General features: G+C 68.7%; 12 protein-coding genes and 3 rRNA genes. 11 read left to right on the top strand and 4 right to left on the bottom strand.

Features of this window, described 5'->3' with window-relative positions:
* The first annotated feature begins 613 nt into the window (after window positions 1-613).
* The 10 genes from AAG742_RS07290 (at window position 614) to xerD (ending at window position 13,881) form a co-directional block, all read left to right on the top strand.
* A 16S ribosomal RNA gene (locus tag AAG742_RS07290) occupies window positions 614-2,134 on the top strand.
* 441 nt (window positions 2,135-2,575) lie between these two features.
* Window positions 2,576-5,668: ribosomal RNA gene (locus AAG742_RS07285) — 23S ribosomal RNA — on the top strand.
* Between the two features lie 184 nt (window positions 5,669-5,852).
* A 5S ribosomal RNA gene (gene rrf, locus AAG742_RS07280) occupies window positions 5,853-5,969 on the top strand.
* The 16S, 23S and 5S rRNA genes sit together here, the layout of an rRNA operon.
* Before the next feature lie 682 nt (window positions 5,970-6,651).
* Window positions 6,652-7,620, top strand: coding sequence for a hypothetical protein (locus AAG742_RS07275; protein ID WP_298711405.1), 969 nt, complete (start codon window positions 6,652-6,654; stop codon window positions 7,618-7,620).
* On the top strand, window positions 7,617-8,432 hold the full coding sequence (locus tag AAG742_RS07270; protein ID WP_298711403.1) for an HAD-IIA family hydrolase: 816 nt from the start codon (window positions 7,617-7,619) through the stop codon (window positions 8,430-8,432). The genes AAG742_RS07275 and AAG742_RS07270 overlap by 4 nt, the downstream gene beginning before the upstream one ends.
* Window positions 8,425-9,237 (top strand): TlyA family RNA methyltransferase, encoded by an 813-nt coding sequence (locus tag AAG742_RS07265; protein ID WP_298711400.1) that lies wholly within the window; start codon window positions 8,425-8,427, stop codon window positions 9,235-9,237. Before AAG742_RS07270 ends, AAG742_RS07265 begins: the two co-directional genes overlap by 8 nt.
* Window positions 9,238-9,307: 70 nt before the next feature.
* Window positions 9,308-10,405 (top strand): NAD kinase, encoded by a 1,098-nt coding sequence (locus AAG742_RS07260; protein ID WP_298711396.1) that lies wholly within the window; start codon window positions 9,308-9,310, stop codon window positions 10,403-10,405.
* A complete protein-coding gene (recN, locus tag AAG742_RS07255) occupies window positions 10,402-12,156 on the top strand; it encodes a DNA repair protein RecN (RefSeq protein WP_298711393.1) in 1,755 nt (584 codons plus the stop codon). The genes AAG742_RS07260 and recN overlap by 4 nt, the downstream gene beginning before the upstream one ends.
* On the top strand, window positions 12,149-12,856 hold the full coding sequence (locus AAG742_RS07250) for an NUDIX hydrolase (RefSeq protein WP_298711390.1): 708 nt from the start codon (window positions 12,149-12,151) through the stop codon (window positions 12,854-12,856). Before recN ends, AAG742_RS07250 begins: the two co-directional genes overlap by 8 nt.
* Before the next feature lie 98 nt (window positions 12,857-12,954).
* Complete coding sequence (xerD, locus tag AAG742_RS07245) at window positions 12,955-13,881, top strand: site-specific tyrosine recombinase XerD (protein ID WP_298711431.1); 927 nt, start codon at window positions 12,955-12,957, stop codon at window positions 13,879-13,881.
* Window positions 13,882-14,083: 202 nt separating this feature from the next.
* On the opposite strand, the gene AAG742_RS07240 is transcribed toward xerD, so the two are convergent.
* The 4 genes from AAG742_RS07240 to AAG742_RS07225 all read right to left on the bottom strand — a co-directional run bounded on the left by AAG742_RS07240 (window position 14,084) and on the right by AAG742_RS07225 (window position 18,444).
* A complete protein-coding gene (locus AAG742_RS07240) occupies window positions 14,084-15,229 on the bottom strand; it encodes a bifunctional 2-methylcitrate synthase/citrate synthase (RefSeq protein WP_298711387.1) in 1,146 nt (381 codons plus the stop codon).
* A gap of 67 nt (window positions 15,230-15,296) precedes the next feature.
* Window positions 15,297-16,235 (bottom strand): methylisocitrate lyase, encoded by a 939-nt coding sequence (gene prpB / locus AAG742_RS07235; RefSeq protein ID WP_298711384.1) that lies wholly within the window; start codon window positions 16,233-16,235, stop codon window positions 15,297-15,299.
* Window positions 16,235-17,761: an MmgE/PrpD family protein gene (locus tag AAG742_RS07230; RefSeq protein ID WP_298711381.1), complete on the bottom strand. Its 1,527-nt coding sequence runs from the start codon at window positions 17,759-17,761 to the stop codon at window positions 16,235-16,237. Before AAG742_RS07230 ends, prpB begins: the two co-directional genes overlap by 1 nt.
* Window positions 17,758-18,444, bottom strand: coding sequence for a GntR family transcriptional regulator (locus tag AAG742_RS07225; protein ID WP_298711377.1), 687 nt, complete (start codon window positions 18,442-18,444; stop codon window positions 17,758-17,760). Before AAG742_RS07225 ends, AAG742_RS07230 begins: the two co-directional genes overlap by 4 nt.
* Before the next feature lie 156 nt (window positions 18,445-18,600).
* On the opposite strand from AAG742_RS07225, the gene AAG742_RS07220 reads away from it, so the two are divergent.
* Window positions 18,601-20,556, top strand: a complete 1,956-nt coding sequence (locus tag AAG742_RS07220) for an AMP-binding protein (RefSeq protein WP_343281965.1) — start codon at window positions 18,601-18,603, stop codon at window positions 20,554-20,556.
* Window positions 20,557-20,595 lie beyond the last annotated feature (39 nt).

The raw sequence follows: 20,595 nt of genomic DNA, 5'->3' as shown, positions 1-20,595 counted from the left end.
ACACCCGATTTTGCGTGGGGGTCGTGGTGTGTGTAGAGTTCCATCTCGTGCTGAGGCGCGGTTCGAGGAATCGGACGGCCGGGTGAAGAACATGGAATCCGCGGATTCTTGCCGAGAATGGCAGGTCCAGGGCGGATGTGCTCACACAGTGTGCAGTGTTCCTGTGAGGGGATGCTGGTATTCCTGAAGAGATGATCTGGTTTGACTGCTGGTGATCGTGTGGTAGGCTTTTGTAGCCTTCTTCATGAATTTTCACTGGGTGACGACGTCGAATGACGGAGTTGACAGGAACTGATCGTGTGGTAAGGTTGCGAAGCCGGATCACGTGAACAGCTGCTGAAGACTTCGGAAACGGGGTTGACAGGGTCTGATCGGATGGTCTAGGATGGAGAAGTTGCTCCAGAGCGAAACGTTCCGCGAGGCGGGATGGTGAGTCTGGAAGCGCCTGTTGTTTGAGAACTCAATAGTGTGCCAAGTTTGTTGATGCCAATTGTTTTAACACATTGGTTGACCATACACCCCGCACCCCCGTGTGAGTGGTGGTGGTCTGCCAGCGATTGAATTGATGTCATGACACTTATTTCCGGGTGTTGTGAGGTCGTTCTGTAATTTTTTTACGGAGAGTTTGATCCTGGCTCAGGATGAACGCTGGCGGCGTGCTTAACACATGCAAGTCGAACGATGAAGCCCAGCTTGCTGGGTGGATTAGTGGCGAACGGGTGAGTAACACGTGAGTAACCTGCCCTTGACTCTAGGATAAGCCCGGGAAACTGGGTCTAATACTGGATAGGAACGTCTACCGCATGGTGGATGTTGGAAAGAATTTCGGTCATGGATGGACTCGCGGCCTATCAGCTTGTTGGTGAGGTAATGGCTCACCAAGGCGACGACGGGTAGCCGGCCTGAGAGGGTGACCGGCCACACTGGGACTGAGACACGGCCCAGACTCCTACGGGAGGCAGCAGTGGGGAATATTGCACAATGGGCGAAAGCCTGATGCAGCGACGCCGCGTGAGGGATGACGGCCTTCGGGTTGTAAACCTCTTTCAGTAGGGAAGAAGCGAAAGTGACGGTACCTGCAGAAGAAGCACCGGCTAACTACGTGCCAGCAGCCGCGGTAATACGTAGGGTGCGAGCGTTATCCGGAATTATTGGGCGTAAAGAGCTCGTAGGCGGTTTGTCGCGTCTGTCGTGAAAGTCCGGGGCTTAACCCCGGATCTGCGGTGGGTACGGGCAGACTAGAGTGCAGTAGGGGAGACTGGAATTCCTGGTGTAGCGGTGGAATGCGCAGATATCAGGAGGAACACCGATGGCGAAGGCAGGTCTCTGGGCTGTAACTGACGCTGAGGAGCGAAAGCATGGGGAGCGAACAGGATTAGATACCCTGGTAGTCCATGCCGTAAACGTTGGGCACTAGGTGTGGGGAACATTCCACGTTTTCCGCGCCGCAGCTAACGCATTAAGTGCCCCGCCTGGGGAGTACGGCCGCAAGGCTAAAACTCAAAGGAATTGACGGGGGCCCGCACAAGCGGCGGAGCATGCGGATTAATTCGATGCAACGCGAAGAACCTTACCAAGGCTTGACATGTTCTCGATCGCCGTAGAGATACGGTTTCCCCTTTGGGGCGGGTTCACAGGTGGTGCATGGTTGTCGTCAGCTCGTGTCGTGAGATGTTGGGTTAAGTCCCGCAACGAGCGCAACCCTCGTTCCATGTTGCCAGCACTTCGGGTGGGGACTCATGGGAGACTGCCGGGGTCAACTCGGAGGAAGGTGGGGACGACGTCAAATCATCATGCCCCTTATGTCTTGGGCTTCACGCATGCTACAATGGCCGGTACAATGGGTTGCGATACTGTGAGGTGGAGCTAATCCCAAAAAGCCGGTCTCAGTTCGGATTGGGGTCTGCAACTCGACCCCATGAAGTCGGAGTCGCTAGTAATCGCAGATCAGCAACGCTGCGGTGAATACGTTCCCGGGCCTTGTACACACCGCCCGTCAAGTCACGAAAGTCGGTAACACCCGAAGCCGGTGGCCTAACCCTTGTGGAGGGAGCCGTCGAAGGTGGGACCATCGATTGGGACTAAGTCGTAACAAGGTAGCCGTACCGGAAGGTGCGGCTGGATCACCTCCTTTCTAAGGAGCATTAGTGCCCGTTGCATCACCGCGTGTGTGATGGCGGGTTGCTCATGGGTGGAACATCAACGAATGGTGCTGGGGAGTGTCCTGGTTCTGGCTGAGTACGCCGGCTGTTTGCAGCTGGTTGGAATGGTTGGGGCTGGTGATGGTTTCTGGTGTTGGCACACTGTTGGGTCCTGGGACAGCAGGCGCCTGGCAGCCTTTTGGGGTTGTTGGGTGGTGTTGTTTCTGTTTCCCTTGCTTGGTGAGTCGCATCGTTGTGGTGTGGTGAGCGGGTGTGGGGGTTGTTGTTTGAGAACTGCATAGTGGACGCGAGCATCTTATTTTTGTTGCTGCACTGTTGATCGCCGTGTTTCCCCCTGGGGACGTGGTGTGAGGTGTGGTGACGCCGAGAATGACATCTTAGTTATATTTGCTCATTTTAGGGCTTTCATGTGTGTGAAAGTTTCTAAGGGCGCATGGTGGATGCCTTGGCAACAGGAGCCGAAGAAGGACGTGGGAATCTGCGATAAGCCTGGTGGAGTCGATAACCGGACGTTGAGACCAGGATTTCCGAATGGGGAAACCCCGCACGACGTGTCGTGTGACCGCCCGTTGAACACATAGACGGGTTGGAGGGAACGTGGGGAAGTGAAACATCTCAGTACCCACAGGAAGAGAAAACAAAAGTGATTCCGTTAGTAGTGGCGAGCGAACGCGGATGGGGCTAAACCGTATGTGTGTGATACCCGGCAGGGGTTGCATGTGCGGTGTTGTGGGCCCCTCCTTGTCATGTCTGCCGGCATGGCGCGGTGAGGTGCGGGTGTATAGACGAACCGCTTTGGATGGCGGACCGTAGAGGGTGAGAGTCCCGTAGTCGAAATGCATTCCGCCGCCGTTGGAGGGTTGCCCGAGTAGCACGGGGCCCGAGAAATCCCGTGTGAATCTGCCAGGACCACCTGGTAAGCCTGAATACTACCTGTTGACCGATAGCGGATAAGTACCGTGAGGGAATGGTGAAAAGTACCCCGGGAGGGGAGTGAAATAGTACCTGAAACCATGTGCCTACAAACCGTCGGAGCCTCCTTGTAGGGGTGACGGCGTGCCTTTTGAAGAATGAGCCTGCGAGTTAGTGATACGTGGCGAGGTTAACCCGTGTGGGGAAGCCGTAGCGAAAGCGAGTCTGAATAGGGCGATTGAGTCGCGTGTCCTAGACCCGAAGCGGAGTGATCTACCCATGGCCAGGTTGAAGCGCGTGTAAGAGCGCGTGGAGGACCGAACCCACTTCAGTTGAAAATGGAGGGGATGAGCTGTGGGTAGGGGTGAAAGGCCAATCAAACTCCGTGATAGCTGGTTCTCCCCGAAATGCATTTAGGTGCAGCGTCACGTGTTTCTTCCCGGAGGTAGAGCTACTGGATGGACGATGGGCCCTACAAGGTTACTGACTTCAGCCAAACTCCGAATGCCGGGAAGTGAGAGCGTGGCAGTGAGACTGTGGGGGATAAGCTTCATAGTCGAGAGGGAAACAGCCCAGACCACCGGTTAAGGCCCCTAAGCGTGTGCTAAGTGGGAAAGGATGTGGAGTTGCTGAGACAACCAGGAGGTTGGCTTAGAAGCAGCCACCCTTGAAAGAGTGCGTAATAGCTCACTGGTCAAGTGATTCCGCGCCGACAATGTAGCGGGGCTCAAGTACACCGCCGAAACCGTGGCATTCAGCTTTTGTTGGATGGGTAGGGGAGCGTCGTTCACGAGGTGAAGCCAGCGAGTGATTTCTGGTGGATTGTGGACGAGTGAGAATGCAGGCATGAGTAGCGAAAGACGGGTGAGAAACCCGTCCGCCGGATGACTAAGGGTTCCAGGGTCAAGCTAATCTGCCCTGGGTAAGTCGGGACCTAAGGCGAGGCCGACAGGCGTAGTCGATGGACAACGGGTTGATATTCCCGTACCAGTGAAGAACCGTCCCTGCTGAGCCGGTGATACTAACCGCCCGAACCATCCCAAACCTGGTCTTTGATCAGGATGGTGGTGGGGAGCGCGGGACCTGAACCGGGGAGGCAAGCGTATTAACAGGTGTGACGCAGGAAGGTAGCCGGGCCAGGCAATGGAATCGACCTGGTCTAAGGGTGTAGGGCTGCTGGTAGGTAAATCCGCCAGCTTTGTGCTTGAGACCTGATGGGCGCCCACTTGGTGGGTGATCCGGTGATCCTATGCTGCCTAGAAAAGCATCGGCGCGAGGTTCAAACTGCCCGTACCCTAAACCGACACAGGTAGTCAGGTAGAGAATACTAAGGCGATCGAGAGAATCATGGTTAAGGAACTCGGCAAAATGCCCCCGTAACTTCGGGAGAAGGGGGGCCTCAACCTTGAGCATCACTTGCTGGTGTGAGGGGATCGGGGCCGCAGAGACCAGGGGGAAGCGACTGTTTATCAAAAACACAGGTCCGTGCGAAGTCGTAAGACGATGTATACGGACTGACTCCTGCCCGGTGCTGGAAGGTTAAGAGGACCCGTTAGCTTCGGCGAAGCGGAGAATTTAAGCCCCAGTAAACGGCGGTGGTAACTATAACCATCCTAAGGTAGCGAAATTCCTTGTCGGGTAAGTTCCGACCTGCACGAATGGAGTAACGACTTCCCCGCTGTCTCAACCGTGAACTCGGCGAAATTGCATTACGAGTAAAGATGCTCGTTACGCGCAGAAGGACGGAAAGACCCCGTGACCTTTACTATAGTTTGGTATTGGTGTTCGGTGTGGCTTGTGTAGGATAGGTGGGAGACTTTGAAGCGGGCACGCCAGTGTTCGTGGAGTCATCGTTGAAATACCACTCTGGTCACTCTGGATATCTAACTTCGGCCCGTGATCCGGGTCAGGGACAGTGCCTGATGGGTAGTTTAACTGGGGCGGTTGCCTCCCAAAATGTAACGGAGGCGCCCAAAGGTTCCCTCAGCCTGGTTGGCAATCAGGTGTCGAGTGCAAGTGCACAAGGGAGCTTGACTGTGAGAGTGGCAGCTCGAGCAGGGACGAAAGTCGGGACTAGTGATCCGGCGGCTCGTTGTGGAACGGCCGTCGCTCAACGGATAAAAGGTACCTCGGGGATAACAGGCTGATCTTGCCCAAGAGTCCATATCGACGGCATGGTTTGGCACCTCGATGTCGGCTCGTCGCATCCTGGGGCTGGAGTAGGTCCCAAGGGTTGGGCTGTTCGCCCATTAAAGCGGTACGCGAGCTGGGTTCAGAACGTCGTGAGACAGTTCGGTCCCTATCCTCTGCGCGCGTTGGAAATTTGAGAAGGTCTGTCCTTAGTACGAGAGGACCGGGACGGACGAACCTCTGGTATGTCAGTTGTACCGCCAGGTGCATGGCTGATTAGCTACGTTCGGGATGGATAACCGCTGAAAGCATCTAAGCGGGAAGCCGGCTTCGAGATGAGATTTCCTTGCCCCTTGAGGGTGTGAGGCCCCCAGCGAGAACACTGGGTTGATAGGCTGGATGTGGAAGCGAGGACTGAAGACTCGTGGAGCTGACCAGTACTAATAGGCCGATGATTTTTACACACATGTTCCTTCTGCTGCTTCAAGCGGGAGGGGTGATGGTGCTTGCGTCCACTGTGCGGTTGTCTGATTGCAACCGGTCCTGTTCCTTGTGGGGGGTGGGGTTGAGAATTGAAGAGTGTGTCACTGTTGTGTGACCCGATGGTTTCCCGCTGCGCCTGTTTGGGTGTGTAGGTGGGGTTAGGGTTACGGCGGTCATAGCGTGGGGGAAACGCCCGGTTCCATTCCGAACCCGGAAGCTAAGGCCCACAGCGCCGATGGTACTGCAACCGGGAGGTTGTGGGAGAGTAGGTCGCCGCCGGACATCTTTTGAAGAGGGAAAAGGCCCTGCACCGAGTGTGCAGGGCCTTTTTCTGTTTCTGCACCACTACGCTGGACGACAGACCTCGCGTTGCCTCGGACCTCGAGGACGAGCGCGGATTGAGCACCGCCCGATGCGTCCCTTTCCACGGGGCGGCGGGGAGAGAGGACACCACATGGCAGACGGCACCCCCCGCGGGGAGACCCCCCGAGACGATCGCCGCGATCGACCCTCCGGAGGCCGTGGGCATCCGGAGCGCTCCTCCGACGGCGGTCAGCGTTCTCGCTCTCCCCAGGCAGGGGCGGGACGCGGGGACCGCCGCCGGGATGACGCCGGGGGTGGTCAGCGTCGCGCCTTCTCCGGGGACCGTCGTCGCGACGACGCCGGCGGCGGAGAGCGGCGCGCGTGGGGTGGCGACCGTCGCCGCGACGAGGCGGCGGGCGATCGGCGGTCCTCCTTCGATGATCGCCGGCGCGACGGTGCGGGCAGTGGCGAGCGGCGCGCCTCCTTCGGTGATCGCCGCGGCGGCGCGGGGGAGCGGCGCCGGGACGGTGCCCCTCAGGGAGCCCGGCGGCAGGGCGACCGTGACGCCCGCGGCGGACGTCCGTTCGAGGACCGCCGCCGCCCGGACGCCGAACGTCAGCGCCCTGCCCACAACCCCCGGGATCTGCGCGCCGCGAACCGGGTGGACCAGGAGCGCTCCCCGGACATCGACCACGATGTGACCGGCAAGGAGCTGGACCGCGGCACTCTCAAGGAGATCGGCGGCCTCGACGAGCGCCCCGCGGAGTGGGTGGCCAAGCACCTGGTGATGGCCGGCCGTTACCTCGAGGACGATCCGGCCCTGGCGTTCCAGCACGCCCTCGCCGCGTCCCGCAAGGGCGGCCGCCTCTCCCGCGTCCGTGAGGCCGTCGCGCTCACCGCCTACGCGGCGGGGGAGTACGGCGACGCCCTGCGCGAGTTCCGCACCTACCGTCGCATGACCGGCGACGACACCCACATCGCGGCGCAGGTGGACAGCGAGCGGGCCCTCGGCCGTCTCGGCAAGGCGCTGCAGCTGGCCGCTGAGGTCGACCCCGCGGAGCTCAGCCGTGAGGCCCGGGTCGAGCTGGTGATGGTCGTCTCCGGCGTACACGAGGACCTGGGTGACCTGCAGGGCGCCCACGACGCGCTCCAGATCCCCGAGCTGGACCGCCGACGCGGATACCCCTTCTCTCCGCGCCTCTTCCAGCGGCAGGCCGACGTCCTGGCAGCCCTCGGCCGACGCGAGGAGGCCCGCCTGTGGGCGCGCTCCGTCCGTGTGGCGGAGAAGGCGCTCGGCATCGGCGGGTTCGCCGAGCCCGAGATCATGGACATCGAGGTGGAGCCGGCGGAGGAGCCCGACCGGGGTGCTCGGGCCGGCGACCGGGGCGGTGCCCGCCACGGACGCGCCGATGACCGCCGCGAGGACCGTCCTCCTCGCCCCGCGAGCCCCCACGAGGAGGCGTCGGTGCCCGATACCGCGGACACCGACGAGGCCGCTCCCTCGGTCGTCGTCGACCACGACCCGGAACAGATGGCCCTCTTCGACGCTCCGGCGGACGCCTCGGCCGAGGTCGCCGCGGCAGATCGGGCCTCGGAGGACGGTGCGGCGGCGGAGGGCCACGCCCGATGACGGCCCACGGTGTGCTCCACGGACACGACGGCCTGCTCTGCGACCTCGACGGGGTCGTCTACGCCGGCGGCGCCGCGATCCCGGGTGCGGTCGAGACCCTGACCACCCTGCAGGACCGGGGTGTCCCGGTCGCGTTCGTCACCAACAACGCCTCGCGCGCCCCCGAGGCGGTCGCCGAGCACCTCACCGCGCTGGGCATCCCCGCCGAGCCGTCCCAGGTCTTCGGCTCCGCCGTTGCGGGGGCCGACCTGCTCGGGGAGACGCTCGGGTCTCAGGCCGGCCGTGTGCTCGTCGTCGGGTCGCCATACCTGCGGGAGGTCGTGGCCGAGCGCGGCCACACCCTCGTGGAGTCCGCGGCCGAGCACCCGGATGCCGTCATCCAGGGCTTCGACCCGTCCCTCGCGTGGTCGGACCTCGCGGAGGCGGCCTACGCCGTCAACGCCGGCGCCGCGTGGGTGGCGACCAACCTCGACCGGTCCATCCCCCGGGGCGAGGGCGTCGCCCCCGGCAACGGCGCTCTCGTGGCGGCGGTCGGCCACGCGACGGGCACGTCCCCTGTGGCCGCCGGAAAGCCCGAGCCGCACCTGTTCCGCAGCGCTGCCCGCGCGCTCGGCCTCTCCCGTCCCCTCGTGGTGGGAGACCGCTTGGACACGGACATCCGCGGGGGCAACGCCGCCGGCTTCGACACCGTCCTCGTCCTCACGGGCATCGACACGCGTGCGACGGCCGAAGCGGCGCCCGCGGGGGACCGCCCCACGTGGATCGTCGCGGACCTCTCCGCCCTCCTCGAGGCGCTCGGGGCCGATGCCTGAGGTCGGACGCGCCGACGTCGTCCTGGCCGCCCGGGGCCTCGCCCGTTCCCGCACGGACGCCGCCGCCCTGATCCGCGCCGGCCAGGTCCTGGCGGACGGGACGCCGGTGCGCCGTCCCGCCCAGCCCGTGGGGCCCGGCGTCGAGCTCGCCCTCGTGGACGACGGCCCGCGGTACGTGTCCCGTGCCGCCCACAAGCTCGTGAGCGCCCTCGCGGCCTTCCCGGACGTGGCGGTCGCCGGGCGCCGCGCCCTGGACGCTGGGGCCTCCACGGGCGGCTTCACCCAGGTGCTCCTCGAACGCGGGGCCGCCCCCGTGGTGGCCGTCGACGTCGGCCACGACCAGCTGGCGGCCGAGATCCGGGCGGACGAGCGGGTGACCGTGCATGAGGGGCTGAACGTCCGCGATCTCACGGCCGCGCACACGGGAGGGCCGGTCGAGCTCGTCGTCTCCGACCTCTCCTTCATCTCCCTGCGCCTCGTGGTGGGAGCCATCGCGGGCGTGTGCACGCCCGACGCCGACCTGCTGCTCATGGTGAAGCCCCAGTTCGAGGTGGGCCGGACCGCGCTGCCGCGCACCGGCGTCGTGACGGACCCCTCGGCGCGCCGGCGCGCGGTGACCGACGTGGTGGCCGCGGCGCATCGCGCAGGGCTCGAGGCCACCGGCGTGGCCCGCTCGGGCCTGCCCGGCCAGGACGGCAACGTGGAGTTCTTCCTCCGCCTGCGCGCCGCCGCCTCGCCCTCCACCGACGACGCGGCGGGGCACGCGGAGCGGCTGTGCACCGCCCAGGCCGTCGACTGGGGCTGAGGCCGCCCCGCCTGGTTATCCTGGTCGGACGCGTCTCGCCCCACCCCGCCGTCCGCCCGCGGAAGGAACCATGCCCCAGAACCCCGCACGCCGCGTCCTCGTGCTCGCCCACACCGGGCGGCAGGACGCCATCAGTGCGGCGCTCCAGGCCACCGCGGCACTCGCGGACGAGGGCCTGAGTACCGTGATGCTCGAGCAGGACATCCGGGCCATCCGTGAGGCGGCCGACGAGCCGCACGGCTTCGCGCCCCTCACCCTCGGCGTGGACTGCGCGCTGACCGACGTCGCCCTCGGACTCGTGCTCGGCGGCGACGGCTCGGTGCTGCGCGCCGCCGACTTCGTGCGCGGGCACGGGGTCCCGCTCCTCGCCGTCAACCTCGGCCACGTCGGCTTCCTCGCCGAGTCGGAGCGCACCGACCTGCACCGCACGGTCCAGGCGATCGCGGACGAGGCGTACGTGGTCATCGAGCGGATGGCGCTCGACGTCGTGGTCCGGGTGGACGGGCATGAGGTGGCCCGCACGTGGGCGCTGAACGAGGCCTCCGTCGAGAAGTCGAACCGGGAGCGCATGCTGGAGGTCGTCGTCTCGGTGGACGACTCGCCGCTGACGGCCTTCGGCTGCGACGGTGTCGTCCTGGCCACCCCGACCGGCTCCACCGCCTACGCGTTCTCCGCGGGCGGTCCCGTGGTGTGGCCCGGGGTGGAGGCCCTGCTGTTCGTGCCCATCAGCGCCCACGCCCTCTTCGCCAAGCCGTGCGTGGTCGGCCCGCGCAGCACGATCGCCGTGGACGTCATGACCCGCACGCGGGAGACCGGCGTGCTGTGGTGCGACGGCCGCCGCACCGTCGAGCTGCCGCCCCAGGCGCGGGTCGAGGTGTCCCGCTCGGCGGAGCCGGTGCGGCTGGCCCGGCTGAACCCCACCCCCTTCGCGGAGCGCCTCGTGCGCAAGTTCCGCCTGCCCACCGAGGGGTGGCGTGGCCCTGTGACGGCCGAGGAGAGGGACGCGGCCGCGGGCTACGCCGTGGAGACGGTCGAGCCGCGGCACGCGGGTCCGCGTCCTGAGGTCGTCGCCCCGGCCACCGCCAGCCTGCCCGTGCTCTCCCCGGAGGAGCTGCGGCGGCACCGGGAAGAGGGCCGCCCGTGGCGCCGCTCGGAGGAGGGCTCGTGATCGACGTCCTGCGCATCTCCGGTCTCGGGGTGATCGGGGAGGCCAGCGTGGAGCTGGACCCCGGCTTCACCGTCGTCACCGGTGAGACCGGCGCCGGCAAGACCATGGTGGTCACCGCGCTCGGCCTGCTGCTGGGCGCGCGGGCCGACGCCGGCGTGGTCCGGCGCGGCGCCAGGTGCGCCGCGGTGGACGCCGAGGTCCGCGTCCCCGAGGGGCACGCGGCGCTGGCGCTCGCGGAGGGGGCCGGTGCCGTCGTCGACGAGGCGGACGAGGCCGGGGTGCGCGACCTGGTGCTCAGCCGTTCCGTGACCGCGTCCGGGGACGGCACCCGGTCCCGCGCGAGCGCGGGAGGACGCACGGTCCCTGTGGGGCTGCTCTCCGAGATCGGCGCCACGCTCGTCGCCGTGCACGGCCAGAACGACCAGGTGCGCCTGCAGAGCGCGCAGGCCCAGCGGCGCGCCCTCGACGCGTTCGGCGGGCCGCCGCTGCAGGCCGTGCTCGCCGCTTACCGCGGCGACCACGCGGCGTGGAGCGCCGCCCGCCGTGAACGCGACGAGCTCAGCACCCACCAGCAGGAGCGCGCCCGCGAGGCCGAGGCCCTGCAGCGCTCCCTCGAGGAGATCGACCTCGCCCAGCCGGCCGCGGGGGAGGACGAGGAGCTGCGGACGCGGATCCGCCGCCTCGAGGACGTCGAGGAGCTGCGCGCCGCCTCCGGCACCGCGTATGCCCACCTGACGGGCGGCGACGTGGACGCCGCCGAGGAGATCCCCGGGGCCGTGGCTCTCGTGGAGGCGGCCCGGCAGGCCCTGGCGGCCGCCCCCGGGAAGGACGCGGACCTCGAGGCCGCGGCGGCGCGCCTGGCCGAGGCCTCCCTCGTGCTCACGGACATCGCCGGGGACCTCGCGGGCTACGGCGCCGACCTCGACGCCGACGCCGCCGGAGACCTCGACGCCGCCCAGTCCCGGCTGGCCGAGCTCACCCGTCTCCAGCGCCTCTACGGGCCCGAGCTCACGGACGTCGTGGCGTGGGCCGAGACGCAGCGCCCGCGCCTCGACGAGCTGCAGGGAGACACCGGCCGCCTCGAGGAGCTCGACGCGGAGCTCGCCCGCCTGGACGCCGTCCTGCGCGAGCGCGCCGCGGAGCTCAGCGCCCTGCGCGCCGCCGCCGCCGAGCAGCTGGAGGCGGCCGTCACCGAGGAGCTGCACGCCCTGTTCATGCCAGACGCGTCCTTCCACGTGGGCCTCACCCCCCTGCCCGGGGAGGAGCTCGGACCGCACGGCGCGGAGGAGGTGGCCCTCGCGCTGCGCCCGCACGCCGGCTCCGAGCCGCGTCCACTGGGCCGCGGCGCCTCGGGCGGCGAACTGAGCCGCGTGATGCTCGCGCTCGAGGTCGTCCTGGCCGCCACGGACCCGGTGCCCACCTTCGTCTTCGACGAGGTCGACGCCGGCGTGGGCGGCGAGGCCGCCGTGCGCATCGGCGCCCGCCTGGCCCGCCTGGCCCGCCACGTGCAGGTGATCGCCGTGACCCACCTGCCCCAGGTGGCCGCCTACGCGGACCGCCACGTGCGCGTGGAGAAGAACTCGGATCCCGGAGCGGGCGTGACCGTCTCCGACGTCGTGACCCTCAGCGAGGAGGAACGCGTCGAGGAGCTGGCCCGCATGCTGGCCGGCCACGGGGACTCCGCGGCCGCCCGGGCCCACGCCCGAGAGCTGCTCGAATCCCGCACCCACGAGGAGGACGACGATGCCTGAGATCCCCGCCGCCGCGGGCCGCGCCCCGCTGCGCGACCTGCACGTCCCGCGCAAGGTGAAGAAGGCCAAGACCGTGTTCGAGGGGCGCGTGTGGGACATCGCCCGCGAGACCTTCCGGCTGGACCCGGCCGAGAAGGAGGTCGAGCCGATCACGCGCGAGCTCATGGTGCACCCCGGCGCCGTCGCCGTGCTGGCCCTGCGCACCGCCATGACCGGGGCCGGACCGCAGGAGCAGGTCGCCCTCGTGCGGCAGTACCGGCACCCCGTGGGCATGGAGCTGTGGGAGATCCCGGCCGGGCTGCGGGACGTGGACGGCGAGGCGATCCACGAGGTCGCCGTGCGCGAGCTGCACGAGGAGGCGGACCTGCGCGCCGACGAGTGGCACACCCTCGTGGACTACTTCACCACCCCGGGCGGCTCCACCGAGGCCATCCGCGTTTTCCTCGCCCGGAAGGTGCGCGAGGTGGGGGAGGAGGAGCGCTTCGCCCGCACCGACGAGGAGGCCGCCATGCCGCTGGCCTGGGTGGGCGTGGACGAGGTCGTCGACGCCGTCCTCGACGGACGGGTGCACAACCCCTCCACCGTGGTGGCCGTGCTCGCCCTCCAGGCGCACCGCGCGCGCGGCTGGCGGCGGCTGCGGCCCGTGGACGCCCCGTTCGTGCCGGACCGGCAGGGCCCGGGGGCGGACTGGCCCGCGTGAACGCGGCGAGGACGACGACGGCCGGCGGCCCGGGGGGACAGGGCGGGCCCGGCGAGACCGGGCGCGAACCCGACGCACCCTCGCCGCTCGCGGCCCCGATCCGGCGACATCTGGACCACCTCGCCGTCGAGCGGGGACTGGCCGCGAACACGCTGGCCGCGTACCGGCGCGACCTCGAGCGCTACCGGGCCTGGCTGGACGCACACGGCATCAGCGAGCCGCGCGCCGTGGAGCCGGGGCACGTCTCCGGCTTCCTCCAGGCGCTCGGCTCCGGAGCCGACGGCGGCCGTCCCCTCGCGGTGCGCTCGGCTGCGCGGGTGCTCGCCGCGGTGCGCGGCCTGCATCGGTTCTGGGCGCTCGAGGGGATCACCGAGTCCGACCCCGCGCGGGACGTCCACCCCCCGCGGCCCGGTGCCCGCCTCCCGAAGGCGCTGCCCGTGGAGCAGGTGACCGCGCTGCTCGAGTCCGTCTCCGTGGACACCCCGGCGGGGCTGCGCGACCGCGCCCTGCTGGAGTTCCTGTACGGCACCGGAGCGCGCATCTCCGAGGTCGTCGGCCTGGACGTGGACGACGTCGTGGGGCTCAGGGGCGTCGAGGACGGCGACGGCGGCCAGCCCGTGGTGCGCCTGTTCGGCAAGGGCTCGAAGGAGCGCGTGGTGCCCGTCGGCTCGTACGCGTCCGAGGCCCTCGAGGCGTGGCTCGTGCGGGGCCGGCCCGCGATGGTGGGCGGGGCGACGGCCTCCTCGCCCGCGCTGTTCGTGAACCGGCGCGGCGGGCGGCTCTCCCGGCAGTCCGCATGGGCCGTGCTGAAGCGAGCGGCGGAGCGCGCCGGGATCGACGCCGAGGTCTCCCCGCACACGCTGCGCCACTGCTTCGCCACACACCTGCTGGCCGGCGGCGCGGACGTGCGCGTCGTGCAGGAGCTGCTCGGCCACGCCTCCGTCACCACCACGCAGGTGTACACGCTCGTCACCGTCGAGTCGCTGCGCGAGGTCTACGCCACGGCGCACCCGCGGGCACGCTGATCCGCGCACGCTGACCCGGGCCGGCACGACGACGGCGGGCCGCCTCCCGTGTGGGGGGGGGGGCGACCCGCCGTCGTCGTGGGTCAGGTCGTGACGGCCGGTCCGGCCGCGGCCCTGGATCTGACCCCGCAGGCTGGTCACGACACGCCGTGTGCCGTTTCCGCACACGGCGTGTCGTGACCACTCTGCGGCGAGGGGGTGCTCACTGCTGGGGCAGCTCGCGCTGCTCGGGGCCGTCGTAGGCCGAGAGGGGGCGGATCAGCGCGTTGGCGGCGCGCTGCTCCATGATGTGGGCGGTCCAGCCCGTGATGCGCGCGGCGATGAAGATCGGCGTGAACATCTCCGTGTCGAAGCCCATGAGGTGGTAGGTCGGGCCGGCCGGGTAGTCGAGGTTCGGCTTGATCTGCTTCGCCTCGTCCATGGCCTGCTCGAGACCGTCGTACAGGCCGAGCATCTCGTGCCGTCCGTAGTGCTCGATCATGCGGTCCAGCGCGGCCTTCATGGTGGGCACCCGGGAGTCGCCCTTCTTGTACACGCGGTGCCCGAAGCCCATGACCTTCTTCTTCTGGGCCAGCGCGTCCTCCATCCACGCCTTCGACCGGGCGGCGGCGTCCTCGCGGGACTCCTCCTTGCGGATGCCGATCTCGTCGAAGGTGTGCATGACGGCCTCGTTCGCGCCGCCGTGCAGCGGGCCCTTGAGCGCGCCGATCGCGCCGGTCACGGCCGAGTGCAGGTCGGAGAGCGTGGAGGTGATGACGCGCGCCGTGAAGGTGGACGCGTTGAAGGAGTGCTCGGCGTAGAGCACCATCGAGACGCGGAACGCGTCCACCACCTCGGGGGCGGCCTCCTCGCCGAACGTCATCCAGAGGAAGTTCTGCGAGTAGTCCAGGTCCTCGCGGGGCTCCACGACGTCCTGGCCGCGGCGGCGGCGCTGGTCGTAGGCGACGACGGCCGGGAACGCCGCGAACAGCGCCTTGGCCTTCTCCAGCTCGGCCTCCGGGGACGAGTCCTCCGCCTTCGGGTGGTTGGCGCCCAGCACGGACACGGCGGTGCGGCCCACGTCCATGGGGTGGCAGTCCGTGGGGAGCAGGTCGATCGCGGCCTTCACCTTCGGGTCCAGGACGCGGTGGGCGCGCTCGAAGCGCTCGAACTCGGAGAGCTCCTCGTCCGAGGGCAGCTCGCCGGTCCAGAGCAGCAGCGCGACGGCCTCGAACGGCAGGCTCGCCGCGAGGTCCTGCACGGGGTAGCCGCGGTAGAGCAGGGAGTTGGTCTCGGGGTTGACCTTGGAGACCGCCGTGGTGTCCACGACGACGCCGGCCAGGCCCTTCTTGATCTCGGTCTCGGTCATGATGTGCCTCCTAGAGGAGAGGCGGCCCGCCCGGGCGGGCGGGCCGCGGTGGTGTCAACGGTGACGGTCAGAGATTGGCGTTGTTGGACTCGATGTCCGTGGTCGGCACATCGAAGTTGAAGATGCCGGTGTCGAAGGCGTTGTAGGCCTCGTAGTCCACGAGCTCGTACAGGCGGGCGCGGGTGAGCATGTGCTCCACCTGCGACTGCTGGGTGCCCTCGGACGAGATCGCGTCGAGCACACGCTCGGCGGCGCCCATCGCGGAGCGCAGCAGGGTCACCGGGTAGATGACCATGGCCACGCCCGCCTCCGCCAGCTGCTCACGGGTGAACAGCTCGGACTTGCCGAACTCGGTCATGTTGGCCAGCACGGGCACGCCGAGCGGGGCGAGCTCGCGGCACACGGTCTCGAACTCGGAGATGTCCTTGAGCGCCTCCGGGAAGATCGCGTCCGCGCCGGCCTCCACGAGCGCCTTCATGCGGGCGATCGCGGCGTCCAGGCCCTCGACGGCGCGCAGGTCGGTGCGCGCCATGACGAGGAAGTTCGGGTCCCGGCGGGCGTCCACCGCGGCGGCGATGCGCTTGACGGCGGTGTCCAGGTCCACCATGTTCTTGCCGTCGAGGTGGCCGCACCGCTTCGGGTTGAACTGGTCCTCGATGTGGCATCCGGCGAGTCCGGCGTTCTCGAGCTCCTGCACGGTGCGGGCCACGTTCATCGGCTCGCCGAAGCCCGTGTCCGCGTCGATCAGGCAGGGCAGGTCCGTGAGGCGGGCGATCTGCCCGCCGCGCTGGGCCACCTCGGTCAGCGTGGTCAGCCCGACGTCGGGCAGGCCGAGCTCATTGGCGAGCACGGCTCCGGAGATGTAGACGCCCGGGAACCCCTTCTCCTCGATGAGCTTCGCGGTGAGCGGGGTGAACGCGCCGGGGAACTGCTGCGCGCCGCCCTTCGCGAGGGTCTCGCGGAGGTCCCTGCGCTTCTGTTCGGCGGTCTTCGTGGAGTACAGCATCAGAAGAGGCCCTTCGGAGCGGCGGCCAGGTCGGCCTCGGACAGGTAGGCCGGGTCGGCCTGGACGTTGAGCTGGTCCAGCTCGCCGGCCTCCAGCTCGGACACGCGCTGGGCGGCCGCGAGGAAGCGGTCCTGCTCCTCGGGCGTGACGATGCCCTCGGCGAGGGTGCGGAACTTCTGGATGTACTGCTCGCGGGAGAACGGGCGCGCGCCGAGCGGGTGCGCGTCGGCCACCGCGATCTCGTCCGTGATGACGGTGCCGTCGGCCAGCGTGATCTCCACGGCGCCGCCGAACGCCTTCTCGGACAGGTCGAGGGAGTGGTAGCGGCGGGTCCACTCGGGATCCTCCACCGTGGTGACCTTGTGCCACAGCTCCACGGTGTCCGGGCGCGCGGCGCGCTCCGGGGCGTAGGAGTCCACGTGGTGCCACGCGCCGTCCTGGAGGGCCACCGTGAAGATGTAGGGGATCGAGTGGTCGAGGGTCTCGCGGGACGCGGTCGGGTCGTACTTCTGGGGGTCGTTCGCGCCGGAGCCGATGACGTTGTGGGTGTGGTGCGAGGTCTTGATCAGCACGGACGCCACGTTCTTCGGGTCCGTGGCCTCGGGGTGCTCGCCGTGCAGCTTGCGGGCGAGGTCGATCCAGGCCTGCGCCTGGTACTCCGCGGAGTGCTCCTTGGTGTAGGTGTCCAGGATGCCGCGCTTGGGTTCGCCCTTCTCGGGCAGCGGGACCTCGTAGGAGGCGTCCGGGCCGTCGAGCATCCACGCGATGACACCGTCCTCGCCCTCGTAGATCGGCACGGGGGAGGTCTGGCCGCGCATCGCGCGGTCCGCGGCCTCGACGGCCATCTTGCCGGCGAAGGCCGGGGCGTGGGCCTTCCACGTGGAGATCTCCCCCTTGCGGGACTGGCGGGTGGCCGTCGTCGTGTGCAGGCCCTGGCCGATGGCCTGGAAGATCGTCTCGGCGTCGAGGCCGAGGAGCGTGCCGATGCCGGCGGAGGCCGAGGGGCCGATGTGCGCGACGTGGTCGATCTTGTGGCCGTACAGGTTGATGGACTTCACGAGGTCCACCTGCACCTCGTAGCCGGTCGCGATGCCGCGCACGAGGTCCTTGCCGGAACGGCCCGCGTGCTGGGCGACCGCGAGGATCGGCGGGATGTTGTCGCCGGGGTGGGAGTACTCGGCGGCCAGGAACGTGTCGTGGTAGTCGAGCTCGCGCACGGCCACGCCGTTGGCCCAGGCCGCCCACTCGGGGGAGACCTTCTGGTCGATGCCGAACACGGTGGCGCCCTCGCCGCCGGTGGAGGCGGGGTGGGCGAGCGCCTGGGCGCGGGCGGCGACGATCGGGCCGCGCTTGAGCGAGGCGACGGCGACGGAGGCGTTGTCGATGATGCGGTTGACGATCATCTCCTCCACCTCCGGGAGGATCTCCACCGGGTCCACGGCGACCTCGGCGAGCTTCATGGCGAGCTGGTCCTTGCGCTCGAGGTTCTCTTCGGAGCGGTGGACGCGGACGTGGTGGTTCTTCATGGTCGGTCTCCTTCGGTGGGGGTCAGCAGGGCCCCGGCGTCGTCGCGACGGCTCCGGGTGAGGTGGTGGAAGGCGTGGTGCAGGTGGACGCGGGTGGTGGCCTCGGCCAGGTCGGCGGCGCCGGAGGCGACGGCGGACGCGATGTCCGCGTGCTCCTCGGCGGAGGTGGCCAGGCGTGCCGGGTCGTTCGCCGCGAGCCGGCGCAGGCGCGCGAGGTGCAGGCGCAGCGTCCGCAGGGTCGAGACGAGGTACGGGTTGTCCGCCGCGGCGTCGAGCGAGGCGTCCAGCTCGGACGTCATCGCGTAGTAGGCGGTCGGGTCGGACCCCGTGCGCAGGGACGGCGCGGTGGCCGCGAACCGCTCGGCCAGATCGGCCAGCGACTCGGCCGCCTCGTCCGTCGCCCGCTGGGCGGCGCGCCGGGCGAGGAGGGACTCGAGCGCGATCCGCAGCTCGAACAGCTGGTCCGCCTGCTCGAGGGAGATGTCGGCCACGACGGCGCCGCGCCCCGTGGCCTGTTCGGCCAGGCCGTCCGCGACGAGCCGGGAGATGGCCTCCCGCACCGGGGTGCGGGAGATCCCCAGCCGCTCGGCCAGCTCGACCTCGGCGAGCCCGGCGCCGGGCGGCAGGGACCAGTCGAGGATCTCCGTCCTCAGCGTCTGGTAGGCCCGCTCACTCGCTCGCATGCCAGAAGTGTATACACGGGCACTCCCCACCGCCAAGGCCCCTTCGGGGTGAATGCGCCTCAGAATCGCCTCGGTGGCCTCACGCAGGCCTGTAGTTGCGAGAACATGTATACAGAAACCCTTGATCTCTGTGATGCGGCGCACTACGATCGCGGCATGGCGACTCCCGACGCATCCCCGGCCCCCGGCACCCGCAGCTCCTACGCGGACGTCCACGCCCGCTCCCTCGCCGACCCGGAGGGGTTCTGGCTCGAGGCCGCCCAGGCGATCGACTGGACCACTCCGCCCACGCGCGCGGTCGACTCCTCGAACGCGCCCCTGCACCGCTGGTTCCCGGACGGCGTCCTGAACACCGCCCACAACTGCCTGGACCGCCACGTGGACGCCGGCCGCGGCGACGCGCTCGCGCTGGTCCACGACTCGGCGATGACCGGCACGGTCACCCGCTACACCTACGCGCAGCTGCGGGACGAGGTGGCCGCGCTCGCGGGCGCCCTCGCGGCCCAGGGGGTGGGCAAGGGGGACCGCGTGCTCGTCTACCTGCCGATGATCCCGCGGGCGCCCGTCGCGATGCTCGCGTGCGCCCGCCTCGGCGCCGTCCACTCGGTGGTCTTCGGCGGCTTCGCCCCGCGCGAGCTCGCCGCCCGCATCGACGACGCCGCGCCCGACGTCGTGCTGACGTGCTCGGGCGGCATCGAGCCGAAGCGCCGCGTGGAGTACCTGCCCGCCGTCGCCGAGGCGCTCGAGACGGCTTCGCACCCGGTGCGGACGGTCCTCGTCCACCACCGCGACGGCTTCGAGACCGCGCTGGCCGACGTCGCCGAGCGCGGGGGAGCGGCGTGGAAGGACTGGGACGAGGCCGTGGCCGCCGCTGAGCCGGCCGCCTGCGTGGACGTCGCCGCCACCGATCCGCTCTACGTGCTCTACACCTCCGGGACCACGGGCAGGCCCAAGGGTGTGGTCCGGGACAACGGCGGACACGCCGTGGCCCTGCGGTGGACCATGGAGAACATCTACGACGTCGGCCCGGGCCAGGCCATGTGCACCGCCTCGGACGTGGGCTGGGTGGTGGGTCACTCCTACATCGTCTACGGTCCGCTGCTGGCCGGGGCGACCACCGTCATGTACGAGGGCAAGCCCGTGGGCACGCCCGATGCGGGGGCGTTCTGGCGCCTGATCGAGGACCACGGCGTCCGCTCCTTCTTCACGGCCCCCACCGCGCTGCGCGCCATCCGCCGTCAGGACCCCGAGGGCGCGCTCATGAAGGAGCACGATCTCAGCACGCTCGCGCACTTCTACGCCGCCGGCGAGCGCCTGGACCCGGAGACCCAGCGCTGGATCGAGGGCCTGCTGGGCATGCCGGTCATCGACCACTGGTGGCAGACGGAGACGGGCTGGGCGATCGCCGCGAACCCGGTGGGGCTGGAGGAGCTGCCCGTGAAGATCGGCTCCTCGTCTGTGCCCTCGCCCGGCTTCGACCTCGTGGTGCTGGACGGCCTGGGCGAGCCGGTGGGCCCCGGAGAGGAGGGGAACATCGCGGTGCGCCTGCCCCTGCCCCCGGGCACCCTGCCCACCCTGTGGGGCGACGACCAGCGGTACATCGACTCCTACCTCTCCGCCTTCGAGGGCCACTACGCGACGGGCGACTCGGGCCTCGTGGACGAGGACGGCTACGTGTTCGTCCTGGGCCGCACCGACGACGTCATCAACGTGTCCGGGCACCGCCTCTCCACGGGCGTCCTCGAGGCGGCGCTCGCCGCGCACCCGGCCGTGGCGGAGTGCGCCGTCGTCGGGCTCGCGGATCCGCTCAAGGGCCAGCGCCCCTCCGGCTACGTGGTGCTCAAGTCCGGGGTGGAGACGCCGGAGCCGGGCTCCCCGGCAGAGGCCGCGCTCCTCGAGGAGCTGCGCCAGGCGGTGCGGCGGGGCGTGGGCCCCGTGGCCGACTTCCGCGACGTCGCGATCGTGGACGCCCTGCCCAAGACCCGCTCCGGCAAGATCCTGCGCAAGACCATGCGCCAGATGGCGGACGGCGAGGAGTACACGGTGCCCTCCACGATCGAGGACGCCTCCGTCCTGGACGATCTGCGCCGGCTCCTGCACCCGCAGCGCTGAGGCCGCGTCGAGGGCACGCGCCGTGACGGGGGTGGGAAG

It is taken from the genome of Micrococcus sp. 2A (assembly GCF_039519235.1).
Classification (GTDB): Bacteria; Actinomycetota; Actinomycetes; order Actinomycetales; family Micrococcaceae; genus Micrococcus.
Note: the sequence above shows the minus strand (reverse complement) of the source record. Positions and strands in the feature narration are given on the sequence as shown.